This is a genomic window from Pelosinus sp. sgz500959 (assembly GCF_042610375.1).
Classification (GTDB): domain Bacteria; phylum Bacillota; class Negativicutes; order DSM-13327; family DSM-13327; genus CTSoil-075.
This window is the reverse complement of the sequence record NZ_JBGJZL010000011.1, coordinates 40,024-56,695: the sequence shown is the minus strand read 5'-3', so window position 1 is coordinate 56,695 and position 16,672 is coordinate 40,024. Positions and strand designations below refer to the sequence as shown.

The following is a 16,672-nucleotide window of genomic DNA, read 5'->3' as shown; positions in this document are numbered from 1 at the left end:
GTTTTTAACCGCACTTTTTCTTTTTTGGGGCATACGATAATAAGGTGAAAAAATATTGCTATCATCTACATGATGATTCTCTTAATCGCAAATACTAACATGCAGAAATTAAAAAAAGGAAGGTTGCGAAATGGAGTATTTATTACCTTTATTGAGTATTATAATGATTAATATTTTACTTAGTGGTGATAATGCCTTAGTGATCGCTCTGGCTAGTCGTAAATTGGGACCCAAGCAACAACAGTCTGCTATGCTGTTTGGTAGTATTGGTGCCATTGGATTGCGGATTATTTTAACTTTTATTGCGGTATTTATTCTTAAAATACCTTATTTGCAAATTTTAGGAGGTGTATTGTTATTATGGATTGCCATCAAATTAATTGTTGATCATCATCAACATGAAAAAATTGAAGCAAAAAAAAATTTATGGGATGCCATTAAAACCATTATCATTGCCGATATTATCATGAGTCTTGATAATGTAATTGCCATTATTGGCATTGCAAAAGGAAATATAAGTTTATTAGTGATTGGACTTATTATTAGTATTCCTATGATTATATGGGGAAGCAAATTTATTGGCATACTGATTCAAAAATGGCCTATTCTTATTGTAGTAGGATCAATTTTTTTAGGATGGACTGCAGGAGAAATGGTTATATCTGACAATCAGATAATTCAGATTGTTGAAAGAAATTACTGGTTAAAAATGGTTGTTCCGAGTGTTTTTGCAGTCATTGTTGTAATTACTGGTAGCTGGATGGTAAATTTTCATAAGAGATTAAAAAGAAAAAAATAAAATCCGAATGTTAAAATACAAAAAGTAGATAATGTTCATATTTTATTGACAGCTTTTTGTGTATGTTGTAAAATAATGTGGTAACAGAATATAACTCGTATAATTTTGAGAATAGGGCTCAAGCGTTTCTACAAGGCGACCGTAAATTGTCTAACTACGAGTGAAAGTGTACCTAGGGTTCCGCATGATGTAAGTAGACAATCTGTCTACTTTATTATGGTCTGTGACCAAGTGGTACAGACACTATGACAGTGTTACACCGATGGGATAAAAACCCGGGCGGGGAGGTTTCGCTCATTACTCGATGCGATTCTCCCTGCCCGGGTTATTGTTTTACAATGGGGGTGGTGGTTGGTTAGCTTTTCTGGATAAAATCAAGATCCGATCAATTATATTTTATATTAAAGGGGATACATAAATGTTAGATCGTTTTTTTAAACTAAGTGAGCGGAATACAAATGTGCAGACCGAGGTAACAGCTGGTATTACCACATTTATGACAATGGCATATATTTTATTTGTAAATCCTAGTATTCTTGGTGCGGCAGGTATGGACAAGAATGCTGTATTATTAGCGACTGCGATTGGTTCAGGAGTTGTTACAATGATGATGGGGTTATTTGTAAATTACCCTATTGCCTTAGCTCCTGGTATGGGCCTCAATGCTTTTTATGCTTTTACAGTCGTTATTGGTATGGGAATCCCTTGGCAAGTTGCTCTGGGAGCTGTGTTTATTTCCGGTGTTATTTTCTTACTCTTAACCCTGACAAAAGTACGTCAACTTTTAGTTGAAGGTATGCCTCATTCTTTAAAACATGCCATTACAGTTGGGATTGGTATGTTTATTACAATCATTGGTCTAAAGATTTCAGGGATTATGAGTATTCGCTTATCTCTCATTCCACCGACAATCGAGAAAATTGTTGCTGGACATGGAAATGGTACACCTATGTATTTTGAAACCATCATTGAAATGGGAAAAGTTGCGGATAAAGAAGTATTATTAGCTTTATTCGGTCTTTTGTTAACCAGCGTTTTAATTGCACGGAATGTAAAAGGTTCGATGTTGGTTGGTATTATTACAAGCACTCTTGTTGGTGTTGTGATGGGAATTGTAAAAGTTCCAGCGGGATTTGTTCCTATTGCTATTCCTGATTTTAGTAATAATGCTTTTTTTGCCCTTGATATCCCAGGCGCAATTGGTATGGGGTTGATGACAATTGTTTTTACATTTACCTTTGTAGAATTATTTGATACCATGGGAACTTTGGTTGGAACAACAAGTAAAGCCGGTTTAATGGACAAGGATGGGAAAATTCCTAATATTGGTAAGGCTATGTTGGTAGATGCTACTGGTGTAAGTCTTGGTGCCGTACTTGGAACAAGTACAATCACTGCTTTTGTTGAAAGTGCAGCAGGTGTTGCAGCGGGTGGTCGTACAGGCTTAACTGCAGTTGTTTGTGGTATTTTATTCGTCCTAGCGCTCTTTTTTACACCGATTGTAAGTTTGATTCCTGATGCTGCGACGGCTCCTGCCTTGATTATTGTTGGTTGCTTGATGATGGAAGGTGTGCGTCATATTGATTTTACTGATTTTACTGAGGCTATGCCTGCGTTTATGACCATTGTTATGATGCCTTTTACTTATAGTATTGCGAATGGTATTTCTTTCGGATTGGTATTATATCCACTCTTGAAGATCATTACTGGTCGTAGTCGTGAAGTTCATTGGATTGTATATATATTAGCTATTCTGGTTATTATACGCCTAGTATTTCTTGCAGAGTAAACCCATAAACCCAGATATCAATCAAGAAGATATCTGGGTTTACTAAAAAATAAATTTAATAGTTTGTCTAAAAAGAAAAACGACAGGAGGATTTATGAAAGTTGCAATTATAATGGGAAGTGATTCTGACTGGCCTCTCGTAGAACCAGCAGTTCAAGTATTAACTCAATTTGGCATTGAGACTGAAGTTGTTGTGGCATCAGCCCATCGCACACCTGATAAAGTGCATGTTTTTGCTTCAGAGGCTCGGCAGCGAGGTATTGAAGTAATTATTGCAGCTGCTGGAGCAGCGGCCCATCTAGGTGGAGTGATTGCAGCTTATACGACATTACCTGTGATTGGTATCCCGATTAATAGTACAACTCTCAATGGTCTTGACTCACTACTCAGTATTGTCCAGATGCCAGCGGGTATTCCCGTCGCTACAATGGCGATCAATGGCGCTAAAAATGCAGGTATTTTTGCCGTGCAGATCATGTCTGGAAAACATATTCAACTTGTTGATAAGCTTGCCGACTATCGCAAACAAATGGCAAATGAAGTTGAAGAAAAAGCAGTTAGACTTTCCAACAAATTATCATAAGAAGAATTAATGAGGAGGCGTTTGAACATGGAAAAACAACCTATGTATGAAGGAAAAGCAAAGAGGGTATATAAAACTGACGTTGACGGTGAATTATTGGTATATTTCAAAGACGATGCAACAGCTTTTAATGGTGAGAAAAAAGGAACAATTGAAAGCAAAGGTGTACTCAATAATAAAATTTCTACATTCTTTTTTAATTTACTCAGTGAACACGGTATTCCTCACCATTTTATTAGCATGCCAAGTCCGCGTGAAATGTTAGTAAAATCATTAGAAATTTTACCAGTAGAAGTCGTAGTTCGTAATATTGCAGCAGGTAGCTTGGCTAAACGCATTGGTTGGGAAGAAGGTACAAAACTTCCTCAGACTGTTCTTGAAATGTACTATAAGAACGATGATCTTGGTGATCCTTTAATTAATAACTATCACATCAAAATGATGGGACTCGCGACAGAAGAACAAGTGAAAATAATGGAAGAATATGCTCTTAAAATAAATGAAGTGTTGACTAATTACTTAAAAACTAAAAAATTAGAACTCATTGACTTTAAATTAGAATTTGGTGTGCATAAAGGTGAAGTCTTACTTGGTGATGAAATTTCTCCAGATACTTGCCGTTTTTGGGATAGTGAAACAGGCGAAAAAATGGACAAAGATAGATTCCGTCGTGACCTTGGAAATGTTGAGGAGGCCTATAAAGAAGTATTATATCGTTTAACAGGAGAAAAGGCATGATTCTGGATTATGATAAGATGCATGACGAATGCGGTGTTTTCGGGATTTATTCGCGTCAGGATAATGTAGCTAAAAATACCTATTGGGGTTTGTATGCCTTACAACATCGTGGTCAAGAAAGTGCAGGCATTGCAGTAACAGATGGATCATGGATGGATGTGTCTCGGGGGATGGGGCTTGTGAACGAAGTTTTTCGCCATCAATTGCCCGATTTGCCAGGACAATACATTGCGATTGGTCATGTACGTTATTCCACAACCGGTTCTAGTGCGTTAATGAATACTCAACCTTTAAAGGTTAAGTATTCTGGTGGTCATATTAGTTTGGCTCATAATGGAAATTTGACAAATGCAGGACGATTGCGGAATCAAATGGAGGAAGAGGGGAGTATCTTTCAGACTTCCATTGATAGTGAAGTGATCGTTAACCTGATTGCTCGATCAAGAAAAGCAACATTAGAAGAAAAAGTGATTGAAAGTTTATCAAAAATCGAAGGTGCTTATTGTTTAGTTGTCATGACTGAAGAAAAATTAATTGGAGTGCGTGATCCTAATGGGCTTCGTCCTTTGTGTATTGGTAAACTCAGTGGTGGCGGTTATGTGATATCATCAGAATCCTGTGCACTTGATACAGTTGCTGCTGAATTTGTGCGGGATGTAGAACCAGGTGAAATGGTAGTGATTGATGATCATGGTATCGAATCCTATCATTTTGGAGAAAAAGGCCGAGAGGCATTGTGCATCTTTGAATATATTTACTTTGCTAGACCTGATAGTGTCATTGATGGTCAAAGTGTGTATCAAGCCAGGCTTGAAATGGGGAGAGAATTAGCTCGTGAGAGTGGTCTTACCGCTGATATTGTTATTTCTGTACCTGATTCCGGAACGACCGCTGCTCTAGGATTTAGCCAAGAGTCAGGGATTCCTTTTGCTGAAGGATTGATTAAAAATCGTTATATTGGACGTACGTTTATTCAACCTGATCAAAAAGAAAGAGATTTAAGCGTTAAGATCAAGTTAAATGCTGTTAAATCTATCGTTAAAGGAAAATCGGTCATTATGGTCGATGATTCCATTGTGCGTGGTACAACCAGCGGTAAAATTGTGCGCATGATTAAGGATGCAGGAGCAACTGCAGTGCATATGTGTGTGAGTTCACCACCAATCATGTATCCTTGCTACTATGGTATTGATACCTCAGTGCGCAAAGAGTTGATTGCTGCTTCCAAAAACGAGGAAGAAATTAGACAGTTTATCGGTGCCGATTCCTTGCACTATCTTTCAATTGAAGGACTAGCTAAATCTGTGACCAAGGCTAAATATCAAAATATGTGCTATGCCTGTTTCAATTCTAAATATCCAGGCAGCAAGCCTTGCGAACAAACAAGCGAAAATGGAAAATATGTTTTTGAACAGGGGGCCCCTCGATGAGCCAATTGACATATCGTGAAGCTGGTGTAGATATTGATGCCGGCAATAAAGCTGTTGACTTAATGAAAAAACATGTACGTTCTACCTACCGCCCAGAAGTACTTGGTGATATTGGTGGTTTTGGTGGTCTATTTGCTCTTAATACTGGGAAATATCGTCAGCCAGTTCTTGTATCTGGCACTGATGGTGTAGGTACGAAGTTGTGTGTTGCTTTCATGGCAGATAAGCATGATACCATTGGTCAAGATGCTGTTGCTATGTGCGTGAATGATATTTTAGTACAAGGAGCGGAACCTTTATTTTTCCTTGACTATTTGGCTGTCGGTAAATTAGAACCTGAAAAAGTTGCTGCGATTGTTAGTGGTATAGCGGGAGCCTGCCTAGAGTCAGGTTGTTCACTCATTGGTGGTGAGACAGCCGAAATGGCTAGTTTCTATAAAAATGGAGAATATGACATTGGTGGTTTTGCTGTTGGCGTAGCGGAACGTTCTAAGTTGATCACTGGTGAAAAAATACAACCTGGTGATGTTTTGATTGGTCTGCCGTCAAGTGGATTGCACTCGAATGGTTATTCTTTAGTGCGTAAAATTTGTTTTGATGTAAAGGGATTTACAATTGATCAGCAAATTCCGGAATTAGGTAAAACGTTAGGTGATGAATTATTAGTACCAACTAAATTATATCCAAAAGCCTGTTTACCTTTAATTGAGAAATTTGATATACGAGGTATGGTTCATATTACTGGTGGTGGATTCTATGAAAATATTCCTCGGGTGCTGCCAGAAGGCTGTGGTGTAGAAGTCAATACAGAAGCTTGGCCTAAACCAGAAATCTTTGGATTAGTGCAGCAGTGGGGCAATGTTGCGTGGCCAGAAATGTACCGCACTTTTAATATGGGGATTGGGATGATTTTGGTTGTTCCTCAGTCCGAAGTGAGTGCCATTCAAGAAGACCTAACAGCACGGGGAGAAGTTTCCTATGTCATTGGTCATGTGACTGATGGACCACGGGAGGCAGTGCTGAAAGGTGGCATCTTCGGTGAGTGAAACAGTACTCGGTATATTAGCCTCAGGGCGAGGCAGCAATATGCAAGTCATTTTAAATAACATTCATTCGGGCCAGATTCATGCTAAGATTGGGGTGGTCATTAGTGATCATCCGACTGCCAAAGTGTTAGAAATTGCCTCTGCCGCTGGGATTCCAGCGGTATGCGTTGAACGAAAAAACTTTGCTACTAAGCAAGAGTTTGAGGCGGCTATCGCTGCAGAACTTGTTAATCATGAAGTGAAATTGGTTGTGTTAGCAGGTTTCATGCGTATTTTAAGTGGATATTTTATTGGTTTATTTTCGGGACGTATTATGAATATTCACCCATCTTTATTACCTGCTTTTCCAGGATTACATGCTCATGAACAGGTATTGGCGTATGGTGCTAAAGTTTCTGGTTGTACAATTCATTTTGTCGATGAAGGTGTAGATACGGGGCCGATTATTATGCAACAAGCAGTGGCAGTGCTCGCTGACGATACGGCTGATCGTTTGGCTGAACGTATCATTAAAGTAGAGCATGCATTATATTCCAAGGCGATTGGTTTATATTGTGAGCAACGTCTGTGTATTGAAGGTCGGAATGTAAAAATTATCGAAGGATGAGGAGTCTCAATGAATATAAAACGTGCACTAATTAGTGTTTCTGATAAAACTGGTGTTGTTGAATTTGCTAAAGAACTTCATAATTATGGTGTAGAGATTATTTCTACAGGCGGTACGATGAAGACGCTGAGAGAAGCGGGTATACCTGTTAAATATGTGAGTGAAGTAACTGGTTTTCCAGAGATTATGGATGGGAGAGTAAAAACTCTTAATCCATATATTCATGGTGGAATTTTAGCGATCCGTGATAATGCTGCTCACGTTGAGGCGATGGAGAAACACAATATTACTGGAATAGATATGGTTGTTGTCAATCTGTATCCTTTCCGTCAGACAATCGAAAAACCTGATGTTTCTCTGGAAGATGCAGTTGAAAATATTGATATTGGTGGACCGGCTATGATTCGGGCTGCTTCCAAAAATTTTAAATATGTTACTGTTGTTGTAAATCCAGCAAGATATAATGATATTTTACTTCAATTAGCTGAGGGCGGTACTATTTCCGATGGATTCAGAATGGCTCTTGCAAAAGAAGCTTTTAATCATACAGCAGAATATGATGCTTGCATTGCAGGGTATTTAGCTGGGCAGCTAGGGGAAGGTCAGTTTGCTGATACCGTACATTTAGTATATGAAAAAGTACAACCTTTGCGTTATGGTGAAAATCCTCAACAGCAAGCAGCTTTTTATAGGGAAAAACATTTTACAGGATCTGGCGTAGCCAATGCTCGTCAACTGCATGGTAAGGAATTATCTTTTAATAATATTGTAGATGTAGAATCTGCTTACAGTATTGTAGCTGAGTTCGATGAACCAGCGGCAGCTATTATAAAGCATACTAATCCTTGTGGTACAGGAATTGGTCATACTTTGTCTGAAGCTTATGAAAAGGCTTATCAGGCTGACCCTGTATCGGCATTTGGTGGTATTATTGGTCTTAATCGTGAAGTGGATGTAGTAACCGCTGTGCAAATTAGTAAAATCTTTATTGAGGCAGTGATTGCTCCAAGTTTTAGTGAAGACGCTTTAGCGATTCTGAGCAAAAAACAAAATATTAGGTTGTTAGTTGCTGATAAATTACAGAGTGGTTGTAAGCAAGTCGATATAAAAACTGTCTCAGGTGGTATGCTGATACAAGAACGCGATGTGTCAATTGAATCATCTGAAGATATGAAAGTTGTCACAAAACGTCAACCGAGCCCTGAAGAATGGGAACAATTAATGTTGGCATGGAAAGTGGTTAAGCATGTAAAATCGAATGCGATCATTGTCGCAGGTGATCATCAGACACTTGGTGTTGGAGCTGGACAGATGAATCGGGTGGGAGCAGCTGCGATTGCTTTACAACAAGCTGGAGAAAAAACACAGGGTGCAGTCATGTCTTCTGATGCTTTCCTTCCTTTCCGTGATACGGTAGATGTTGCTGCAAAAGCTGGTATTACTGCTATTATTCAACCAGGCGGTTCCATGCGAGATGAAGAATCCATTCAAGCTGCTGATGAACATGGTATTGCGATGGTGTTTACTGGCATTCGACATTTTAAACATTAAAAATTAGGATCAGGCTTAATTGATATAAAAAAATTAAGCCTGATTCTAAGGTTAATAAGTGAGTAGTCAGGGGGCGATTTGGCCCTCTAAATTTATTTGAGAGGTGGATGTTTAGTGAATATATTGGTGATCGGTAGCGGTGGACGTGAGCATGCACTAGTATCAAAGTTAAAGGAAAGTCAACAGGTTACAAAAATTTACTGTGCCCCAGGAAATCCGGGTATTGCTGAGATGGCTCAGTGTGTTTCGGTTGATATCAATGATAATTCAGCTCTTCTGGAATTTGCTCAAAAAAATGAGATTGGTCTTACGGTCGTAGGGCCTGAAGTACCTTTAGCAAACGGTATCGTTGATATTTTTACAGAGAACGGTCTTAAAATTTTTGGACCAACACAAAGTGCTGCTCGTATTGAAGGTTCAAAAGCTTTCGCAAAATATTTAATGGAAAAATATAATATCCCCACTGCTGCTTTCGCCGTATTTACAGACGCAGAGTCCGCAAAACAATATATCAAGAAACAAGGTGCACCTGTGGTGGTTAAAGCAGATGGTTTAGCTGCTGGTAAAGGTGTAGTGGTTGCTATGACTCTTGATGAGGCTCTAGAAGCGGTGGATATGATCATGTGTGACAATGTTTTTGGACAAGCAGGTAGTCAGGTTGTCATTGAAGAATTTTTAGTCGGTGAAGAAGCCTCCATACTTACCTTTACTGATGGAAAAACAATCGTACCGATGGTGGCAGCTCAAGATCATAAAAGAGTTTATGATCATGATCAAGGGCCTAATACTGGTGGTATGGGCGCATATGCACCAGCACCAGTGGTTACTGCAAGTATTAGTGAGCAAGTTATGCGTGAAATTCTACAACCTACAGTTGATGCGATGGTGAATGAAGGTTCTCCTTATTGTGGTTGTTTGTATTTGGGGCTTATTATAACAGCTGATGGACCAAAAGTGATTGAATTCAATGCGCGTTTTGGTGATCCTGAAACTCAAGTCGTATTACCTTTATTAGATAGCGATTTGGTCACTATTATGGTATCATGTATCAATGGAACATTAACTGATACTGAGATCAAATGGAAGGATGCAGCAGCCGTTTGTGTTGTAATGGCAGCAGGCGGATATCCTGGAACTTATAAAAAAGGTGATGTGATGACTGGTCTTGAAGAAGCCAAACAACAAGGGGCTTCTGTATTTCATGCTGGTACTGCCCTTTCTAATGATAACCAATTCGTGACGAATGGTGGTCGTGTTTTAGGTGTTACAGCCATTGCTTCAGATCTTAAGCAAGCTGTCGATAAGGCTTATCAGGCAGTTGGTAAAATCCAGTTTGAGGGTGTTCATTATCGAAAAGATATTGCACATCGTGCAATGAAAAAATAAGCAGTATCATGAAATAGAGAAACTCTTCATATTGAAAATATTCTTTTTCCAAGAGCACAGTGTATATAAAGTACTTTTTGGATATGTTTTATTGAAAAACAAGAGGAAACGGCACCTAGGTTATATTAATCTAAGGTGCCTATTTTTACGTAATTAGAAAGTATTACACTTTCTAAGGTTACGAGTAAGGTCTGGGTTGAGGACTTGGTGAGAGGCAAAGGGAAGGAGAAGTGAGTATGAATATACTGGTAACTGGTGGTACTGGATTTGTTGGAAAAGCATTAGTGAATCGGCTCGTATTACAGGGCTTTACACCTTATATTGTTTCACGTAGCCATGCCGTAGATTCTTCAGGATCCTTAGTTGCGATACCGACTGTTGGTGAATTATTTCCTCCAGATTTGATCGGGAGAGTATCGCAAGTCATTAATCTAGCTGGTGAAAGTATTGCTGGTCATCGCTGGAACAGGCAAGTGCGCGATCGGATTTTAACGAGTCGAGTAGAAATGACTCGCTGTCTTGTAGGAAGCATTCGACGTAATCGTGAGCAGGGGATGCCTTACCCAAAGGTTCTAGTGAATGCCTCGGCAATCGGTTATTATGGGACTCATCCATCGCGGATTTTTACGGAAAAAAGTGAGAACGGTGATGATTTCTTGGCTGATGTATGTCGATGTTGGGAAGGAGAGGCTCTGCAGGCAGAATCTTTAGGAGTTCGAGTGATCTGCTTGCGGTTTGGCCATATATTAGATTGTGATGGTGGCATGTTGCAACGCGTAGCTTTCCCCTTTCGTTTCGGTGTGGGAGGCTATTTGGGTGATGGGCAGCAATGGATGTCTTGGATTCATCGTAAAGAACTGATTGAGATCATTATACAATCTTTGGAGGGTGATAATTGGCAGGGGGTTTATAATCTGACGACGCCTTATGCTGTCACTATGAAAGAATTTATGGAGGTGTTGGGGAGGGTCATTGGCAGTAAAAGTCGTGTGCGTATTCCAAGTTATATGGCAAGGCTTCTTTTTGGAGAAATGGCACAAGAAGTATTGCTGAAAGGACAGAAAGTCTTTCCTGAGCGTTTGTTGAAAGAAGGATATATCTTTCAATATCCTCATTTAGAAGAAACTTTAGTCGATATTTATCGTAAATAAATTAATAATAAGAAATTACAAAAAAAAATGTTGACATTGGTTTTGAAAACACCTATAATAAACAAGTGGTTAAAACAACTACTGACTCCGTAGCCCAGCTGGATAGAGCGCTTGACTACGAATCAAGAGGTCGCAGGTTCGAATCCTGCCGGGGTCACCACTTTATAAATGTAAACACTTGAAGAATATTCAAGTGTTTTTTTGTATTAGCTAATCAAAGGGTATATTGAATTTTTGATTCTAAAGATGAATAATTAAAGCTTTGGATTAGATAAGATGAGTTGGCGTAAGCCGAGTCTTTTTTTTTATCGTCTAATTGAATAAAATTTTATATAATTGAGTCAATAAAATCAAAAAAAAACGGAAAATAAAAGAAGTATTATGAAGTATTGTGAATGCAGTGTATGATAATGGTAGATAGATTTAAAACGGTATAAAGGGGAAGGAGACTTTTATGTTAAAACAACAAAGTTTAAAAGCAAAGCTGATTTTATGTTTTATTTTATTCGCATTTATTCCTGCGGCGATTGGCGGGGCAATTAGTATTTATATGAATATCACTTCAACTAAAAGTGCGGCAGTACATAGTAACGGTAACACGGCGGCACAAGTTGCGAAACAAATTGAAATTATGTTAAATGGTTCTAAAGGGATGATAGAAGGCTTGGCACTAGGACCGACGGCTCATTCTATGGATGGAGCTGCCATACGGGACATGATTATTGGAATGCAACAAAAAAATCCTCAGTTTGAGCTAATTTTCGTAATGGATGCTAATGGTATGCAAATTGCTAGGACATCGGGGAATCTGGCAAATCGTGGTGATCGACCTTATTTCAAAGAAGCAATAAAGGGGAACACTTTTTTTACAGATGCATATATATCATCCTTCACGAATGCACCCTGTATAACGATTTCGACTCCAATAAAAAATTCAAGTGGTCAAGTTGTTGGTGTGTTTGCTGCTGATATTAGTTTGCAGTCTCTTAAAGGTATTGCTGAAAATGTTAAAGTTGGGAAAAATGGTTATATTGAAATTATTGATAATGTAGGGACTGTTATTGCTCATCCAGATCATGATAAAGTACTAAAGAAAGAAAGTTTTGCCAATATTGATTATGTACAAAAAGTCATTAATGGACAGTCTGGCTGGGTAGAAACGGTGTCAACTCGTGGTGATAAAACATTAACTGATTTTGCGCCGATTGCTAACTATAAATGGGGAATTATCGTCAATCAGCCAGTGGCGGAAATATTTGATGCTGCAATTTCAGCTGCATACCTTATAATTGCTATTTTAATTATTTCTATCTTACTTGCGACGATAACAGCTTTCTATATAACACGTGGCATTGTCAATCCATTGCGACAAGTCGTTGAAACAGTTGATCTCATTGCTGATGGTGACTTATCTCATACTCTTACAGCTGAAGGTGTTTTAGAAGTGAATCAGTTGGTACGGGGAGTCAATCATATGACCGAATCTTTGCGGAAAATTATTACACATACTGCGACTGTGGCTGAATCAGTGGCAGCATCGGCTGAAGAATTAACAGCTGCAGCAACTGAAGTTGGCAGGGCTTCTGATGAGGTTGCACATACGATTCAAAATGTAGCTCACAGTGCTGTTACACAGATGCGCTTATCTGAGGAATCGACTAATGTAATTTTAGGTATGAATAGCTGTAACTTGGATACTGTACAAGCAGCGCGTGATGTATCCGAGGTATCAGACAAAAGTGAACAATCGGCTGAAAATGGCATTAAACAAGCGGAGCACGCTGTTAGTTTGATGAATCATATTCAAGATGATGTAAATCAAACAGGTATTATGATTGATGTGCTTGGTCAAAAATCACGGCAAATTGGTCAGATTGTTGAAGTGATTACTGGTATAGCAGGGCAAACAAATCTATTGGCATTAAATGCTGCGATTGAAGCAGCGCGCGCTGGCGAACAGGGACGCGGATTTGCGGTAGTAGCAGATGAGGTACGAAAATTAGCGGAACAATCGCAAACCGCTGCTAAAGAAATTGCTGCAATTATTGGTGCGATTCAAAGTGAAACGGCTCAAACTGTAGAAGCTATGGACAAGAGTGGTAAAGAAGTGGCTGAAGGTGTACGAGTCGTTGTCGCTTCAAAAATTGCTTTTGAAGAAATTTATGTCGATGTGAAGAATATGAGGCAACGTGTAGAAAAAATTGTAGGATTGGTCGAACACCAGTGTATGGGGAGTTCGCAAGTTGAGCAGGTAGTAAGAGGGATTGCTGATTCAGCTCGGTTGAATTCGGATAGTTCACAAGAAGTTGCAGCTGCCAGTCAAGAGCAAAACGCTTCTTTACAAGAAATTGTTACAGCTGTTTCTAGTTTGGCAAAGATGTCTAGTGAATTACAAGAGGCTGTAAGTAATTTTAAAGTATAAAATCATTATAATTATAGTATAATAAATAAATAAATAAATAGGCGAAATAAGGCGAAAAAAAGAGAAAAAGTGAAATATTTAATGAAAAAGTTATGAAAACGGTTAAATTTGATGTTGCTAATATAGTAGTAATTTGGTATACTAACAAAGTCGCCAAAAACAAGTTGAGAAATTGCTTGTAACAAGCGAAAAAAAGTTAGTAAAAAAACTTGACACGAAATAAGAGACATGATATAATAAATCTTGTCGCTAGGGAATGTTAAGAAAATGGTGGCTGTGGTGAAGCGGTCAACACGGCGGATTGTGGTTCCGTTATTGCGAGGGTTCGATCCCCTTCAGCCACCCCATTTTAAAACTAGCAAAAACTAATAGGGGTATAGCCAAGTTGGTAAGGCACGGGACTTTGACTCCCGTATGCGTTGGTTCGAGTCCAGCTACCCCTGCCACTACGGTTCACTAGCTCAGTTGGTAGAGCACCTGACTTTTAATCAGGGTGTCCCGCGTTCGAGCCGCGGGTGAGCCACCATTTAATCTCATATGCGGGAATGGCGGAATGGCAGACGCACCAGACTTAGGATCTGGCGCCGCAAGGTGTGGAGGTTCAAGTCCTCTTTCCCGCACCACATTAAAGTCAAAGCTTTCAGATGAACTTCTGAAAGCTTTTTTGTTTTGCTGAGAATGGTGAGAGGGCATATAGTCAAATAAAAATACGACTCATACATGAGTCGTATTTTTATTTGACTATTATTTTTTCAGGTGGAAAGGCACAGTAGTCACAATTACGTTTTCTCTAAGGATAAGTAATGTACGAAGTACCCAACCTGTTTGGTTATGAAGTAAGCGATGCCACCATTTTTTTGTTTGGAATTCAGGAATTAAGATTGTAATAAAATCTTCAGGTTTTCTTTGGCGTTCGAGTTGACTGATATAATTCAATAATGGTTGAATGACTAGGCGATAAGGGGAATACATTGTGACTAACTCTACTCCAGGGTTCCAATTATGCCATTTTTCTTCTACTCGCAGAGCACTTGCTTCGTCGGTAGCAATATGTAAGGCAACAACATCTTTACTAATTGTTTTAGCATATTTTAAAGTTTGTGCTACGATATTTGTGGGGGTTGCAATGGGTACAATAACAACATTTCGCCCTATTTTGAGATTAGTAGCAGTTGTCGGATCAAAGTCTTCAACTGGTAAGTGAAGTTGTTCAGACATATCGTTATAATGAGAGCGAATTTTTTTAAAGATAAAAATCATAAATGGAATAAAAATAATGACTGCCCAGGCGCCGTGAGAAAATTTAGTAATTCCGATAATAAGAACAACAATTCCCGTGACTGTAGCGCCGACTGCATTGACGGCAGCACGTGCACCCCAGCCAGGTGTCCTCTCCCGACGCCAATGGACGACCATGCCTGTTTGGGCAATGGTAAATGATAAAAATACGCCAATCGCATAGAGTGAAATCAAATGTTCTGTATCGCCTTGATAAATAAAAATGAGCAAACCAGCAATTGTGCTTAATAATATAATACCGTTAGAGAAACTTAGACGTTCACCTCGAATACCTAGATAACGAGGCATATAACCGTCTGTGGCAAGTAAAGATAATAAAGAAGGTAGACCATTGAATGAAGTATTTGCAGCTAAATATAACACTAACATTGTAGTAATCTGTATATAGTAATAAAGCCAGTTCCGTCCGAAAGTGAGTTCAGCTATTTGTGATAAAGCAGTTACACCTTCAATTTGTAAAATATGAAAATGCATAATTAAGAAAGAAATACCAAGGAGCATGGCTCCAAGAATACCTGACATCCAATAGGTCGTTATCGAAGCGTTACGTACTTCGGGTGAACGGAACATAGGTACACCGTTAGACAAGGCTTCTACTCCTGTCATGGAACTACAGCCATTAGCAAAGGCGCGTAAAAGGAGGAGGGCGATTGTCCAATCAAATTGCTTAGCTAAGGATTCAGGAGGAATGATTGGCATTTGTTGAGTTAAAGATTGATATATTCCAGTACCAATTAATGCTACGATGCCGAATATAAAAGCATAGGTAGGATAAACAAAGGCAGTGGAAGCCTCGCGTACTCCGCGCAGGTTGACCAACATTAAAATTCCAAATAGCACAGCTAAATCGATTGCTACTCCATGAACGGTCAATGCAGGAAACGCTGATAAAATAGCTGCTGTACCGGCGCAAACGCTCACGGCGACTGTTAAGGTATAATCCGCAAATAATGCAGCTGCAGCGACTAAGGCTGGCATTTCGCCAAGATTCTTAATGGCTACAGAATAAGATCCGCCGCCTCCAGGGTTAACTTTAGCTACTTGGACATAAGAAATCGTTACAATAGCGAGCAGAAGTAGAATAGCAATTGAAATGGGTGCTAGATAACCATATGCTATAATTCCTGGAAGTGTTAGCATAAGCATAATTTCTTCTGGCCCATAGGCTACAGATGATAAGGCATCTGAAGAAAAAATAGCTAAGGCTTTCCACTTAGGGAGTTTTTCGTGGCTGATTTCTTGGTTGTGCAATGGTCTGCCGATGAGTATTCGTCGGACTAATTTCATCATAATGGATGTGCCTCCTTGTGTAGTGGGGTTATCTTTATTATTTGCTAAAAAACGTAAACATATAATGGAAAGAAAATAATAAAAGTGATTTTACATAAAATCCATTATACAATGCTTCTAGGAGAATGGAAGTAAGAATCTATAATATTTATACATTCTTTATACATTCTTTACGAAATTTTTATAACATAATAAAATTGAATTTAAAAAATGGATATTTAATGAAAAAAGAGACACTGAAAATGATCAGTGTCCAATAAAACATGCTTGTGTTTAATGTTGAGAGATAAACGTTAACGTCGTGGCCAGCAGTGGTGAGGGGAGCAAAGACGAGGTGAACAAGGGCGAGGCCAACACTGTTTGCGAGGCCAGCATTGACGTGGTGAACATTGATGTGGCCAACATGGGCGAGGCCAACACTGGCGTGGCCAGCAAGGAGTACTCGTTGGCATGCAACCGATTAAATCATTGGTATATTCTCGCGAGAAATCATCATCATCATCCCAATCATCAATTTCGGGACGATCCCATTTTGGTCTTTGATCATAATCATCATAATACATGATATAAACCTCCTTTTG

13 protein-coding genes, 5 tRNA genes and 1 riboswitch are annotated in these 16,672 nt (G+C 39.0%); of the genes, 16 read left to right on the top strand and 2 right to left on the bottom strand.

Features of this window, described 5'->3' with window-relative positions; all coding sequences use genetic code 11:
- Positions 1–130 precede the first annotated feature (130 nt).
- The 16 genes from ACAN52_RS16675 (at position 131) to ACAN52_RS16600 (ending at position 14,125) form a co-directional block, all read left to right on the top strand.
- Positions 131–799: a TerC family protein gene (locus ACAN52_RS16675; protein ID WP_378956065.1), complete on the top strand. Its 669-nt coding sequence runs from the start codon at positions 131–133 to the stop codon at positions 797–799.
- A 75-nt stretch (positions 800–874) separates the two neighbouring features.
- Positions 875–976, top strand: a riboswitch (purine riboswitch).
- Positions 977–1,217: 241 nt separating this feature from the next.
- Positions 1,218–2,588: an NCS2 family permease gene (locus ACAN52_RS16670; protein ID WP_378956063.1), complete on the top strand. Its 1,371-nt coding sequence runs from the start codon at positions 1,218–1,220 to the stop codon at positions 2,586–2,588.
- Positions 2,589–2,682: 94 nt separating this feature from the next.
- Complete coding sequence (purE, locus tag ACAN52_RS16665) at positions 2,683–3,171, top strand: 5-(carboxyamino)imidazole ribonucleotide mutase (protein WP_378956062.1); 489 nt, start codon at positions 2,683–2,685, stop codon at positions 3,169–3,171.
- A gap of 27 nt (positions 3,172–3,198) precedes the next feature.
- Positions 3,199–3,909 (top strand): phosphoribosylaminoimidazolesuccinocarboxamide synthase, encoded by a 711-nt coding sequence (gene purC, locus ACAN52_RS16660; RefSeq protein ID WP_378956061.1) that lies wholly within the window; start codon positions 3,199–3,201, stop codon positions 3,907–3,909.
- Positions 3,906–5,339 carry an amidophosphoribosyltransferase gene (gene purF, locus ACAN52_RS16655; RefSeq protein WP_378956060.1) on the top strand — a complete coding sequence of 478 codons (1,434 nt, stop codon included), beginning with the start codon at positions 3,906–3,908 and terminating at the stop codon, positions 5,337–5,339. Before purC ends, purF begins: the two co-directional genes overlap by 4 nt.
- A complete protein-coding gene (purM, locus tag ACAN52_RS16650; protein WP_378956059.1) occupies positions 5,336–6,385 on the top strand; it encodes a phosphoribosylformylglycinamidine cyclo-ligase in 1,050 nt (349 codons plus the stop codon). Before purF ends, purM begins: the two co-directional genes overlap by 4 nt.
- Positions 6,378–6,992 carry a phosphoribosylglycinamide formyltransferase gene (gene purN, locus ACAN52_RS16645; RefSeq protein WP_378956057.1) on the top strand — a complete coding sequence of 205 codons (615 nt, stop codon included), beginning with the start codon at positions 6,378–6,380 and terminating at the stop codon, positions 6,990–6,992. The genes purM and purN overlap by 8 nt, the downstream gene beginning before the upstream one ends.
- Before the next feature lie 9 nt (positions 6,993–7,001).
- A complete protein-coding gene (gene purH, locus ACAN52_RS16640) occupies positions 7,002–8,543 on the top strand; it encodes a bifunctional phosphoribosylaminoimidazolecarboxamide formyltransferase/IMP cyclohydrolase (protein WP_378956056.1) in 1,542 nt (513 codons plus the stop codon).
- Between the two features lie 114 nt (positions 8,544–8,657).
- Positions 8,658–9,929 carry a phosphoribosylamine--glycine ligase gene (purD, locus tag ACAN52_RS16635; RefSeq protein WP_378956055.1) on the top strand — a complete coding sequence of 424 codons (1,272 nt, stop codon included), beginning with the start codon at positions 8,658–8,660 and terminating at the stop codon, positions 9,927–9,929.
- 236 nt (positions 9,930–10,165) lie between these two features.
- Positions 10,166–11,080, top strand: coding sequence for a TIGR01777 family oxidoreductase (locus tag ACAN52_RS16630; RefSeq protein ID WP_378956054.1), 915 nt, complete (start codon positions 10,166–10,168; stop codon positions 11,078–11,080).
- Positions 11,081–11,163: 83 nt separating this feature from the next.
- Positions 11,164–11,240, top strand: a tRNA-Arg gene (locus ACAN52_RS16625).
- A gap of 294 nt (positions 11,241–11,534) precedes the next feature.
- Positions 11,535–13,502 carry a methyl-accepting chemotaxis protein gene (locus ACAN52_RS16620; protein WP_378956053.1) on the top strand — a complete coding sequence of 656 codons (1,968 nt, stop codon included), beginning with the start codon at positions 11,535–11,537 and terminating at the stop codon, positions 13,500–13,502.
- Positions 13,503–13,772: 270 nt separating this feature from the next.
- Positions 13,773–13,849: transfer RNA gene (locus ACAN52_RS16615), tRNA-His, on the top strand.
- Between the two features lie 23 nt (positions 13,850–13,872).
- A tRNA-Gln gene (locus ACAN52_RS16610) sits at positions 13,873–13,948 on the top strand.
- A 4-nt stretch (positions 13,949–13,952) separates the two neighbouring features.
- A tRNA-Lys gene (locus tag ACAN52_RS16605) sits at positions 13,953–14,028 on the top strand.
- 13 nt (positions 14,029–14,041) lie between these two features.
- Positions 14,042–14,125, top strand: a tRNA-Leu gene (locus tag ACAN52_RS16600).
- A 121-nt stretch (positions 14,126–14,246) separates the two neighbouring features.
- Here the strand turns inward: ACAN52_RS16600 and ACAN52_RS16595 are convergent.
- Positions 14,247–16,091 (bottom strand): APC family permease, encoded by a 1,845-nt coding sequence (locus ACAN52_RS16595; RefSeq protein WP_378956052.1) that lies wholly within the window; start codon positions 16,089–16,091, stop codon positions 14,247–14,249.
- 293 nt (positions 16,092–16,384) lie between these two features.
- The gene (locus ACAN52_RS16590; RefSeq protein WP_378956050.1) at positions 16,385–16,654 is read right to left on the bottom strand and encodes a hypothetical protein; all 270 of its coding nucleotides are present in this window, start codon (positions 16,652–16,654) and stop codon (positions 16,385–16,387) included.
- Positions 16,655–16,672 lie beyond the last annotated feature (18 nt).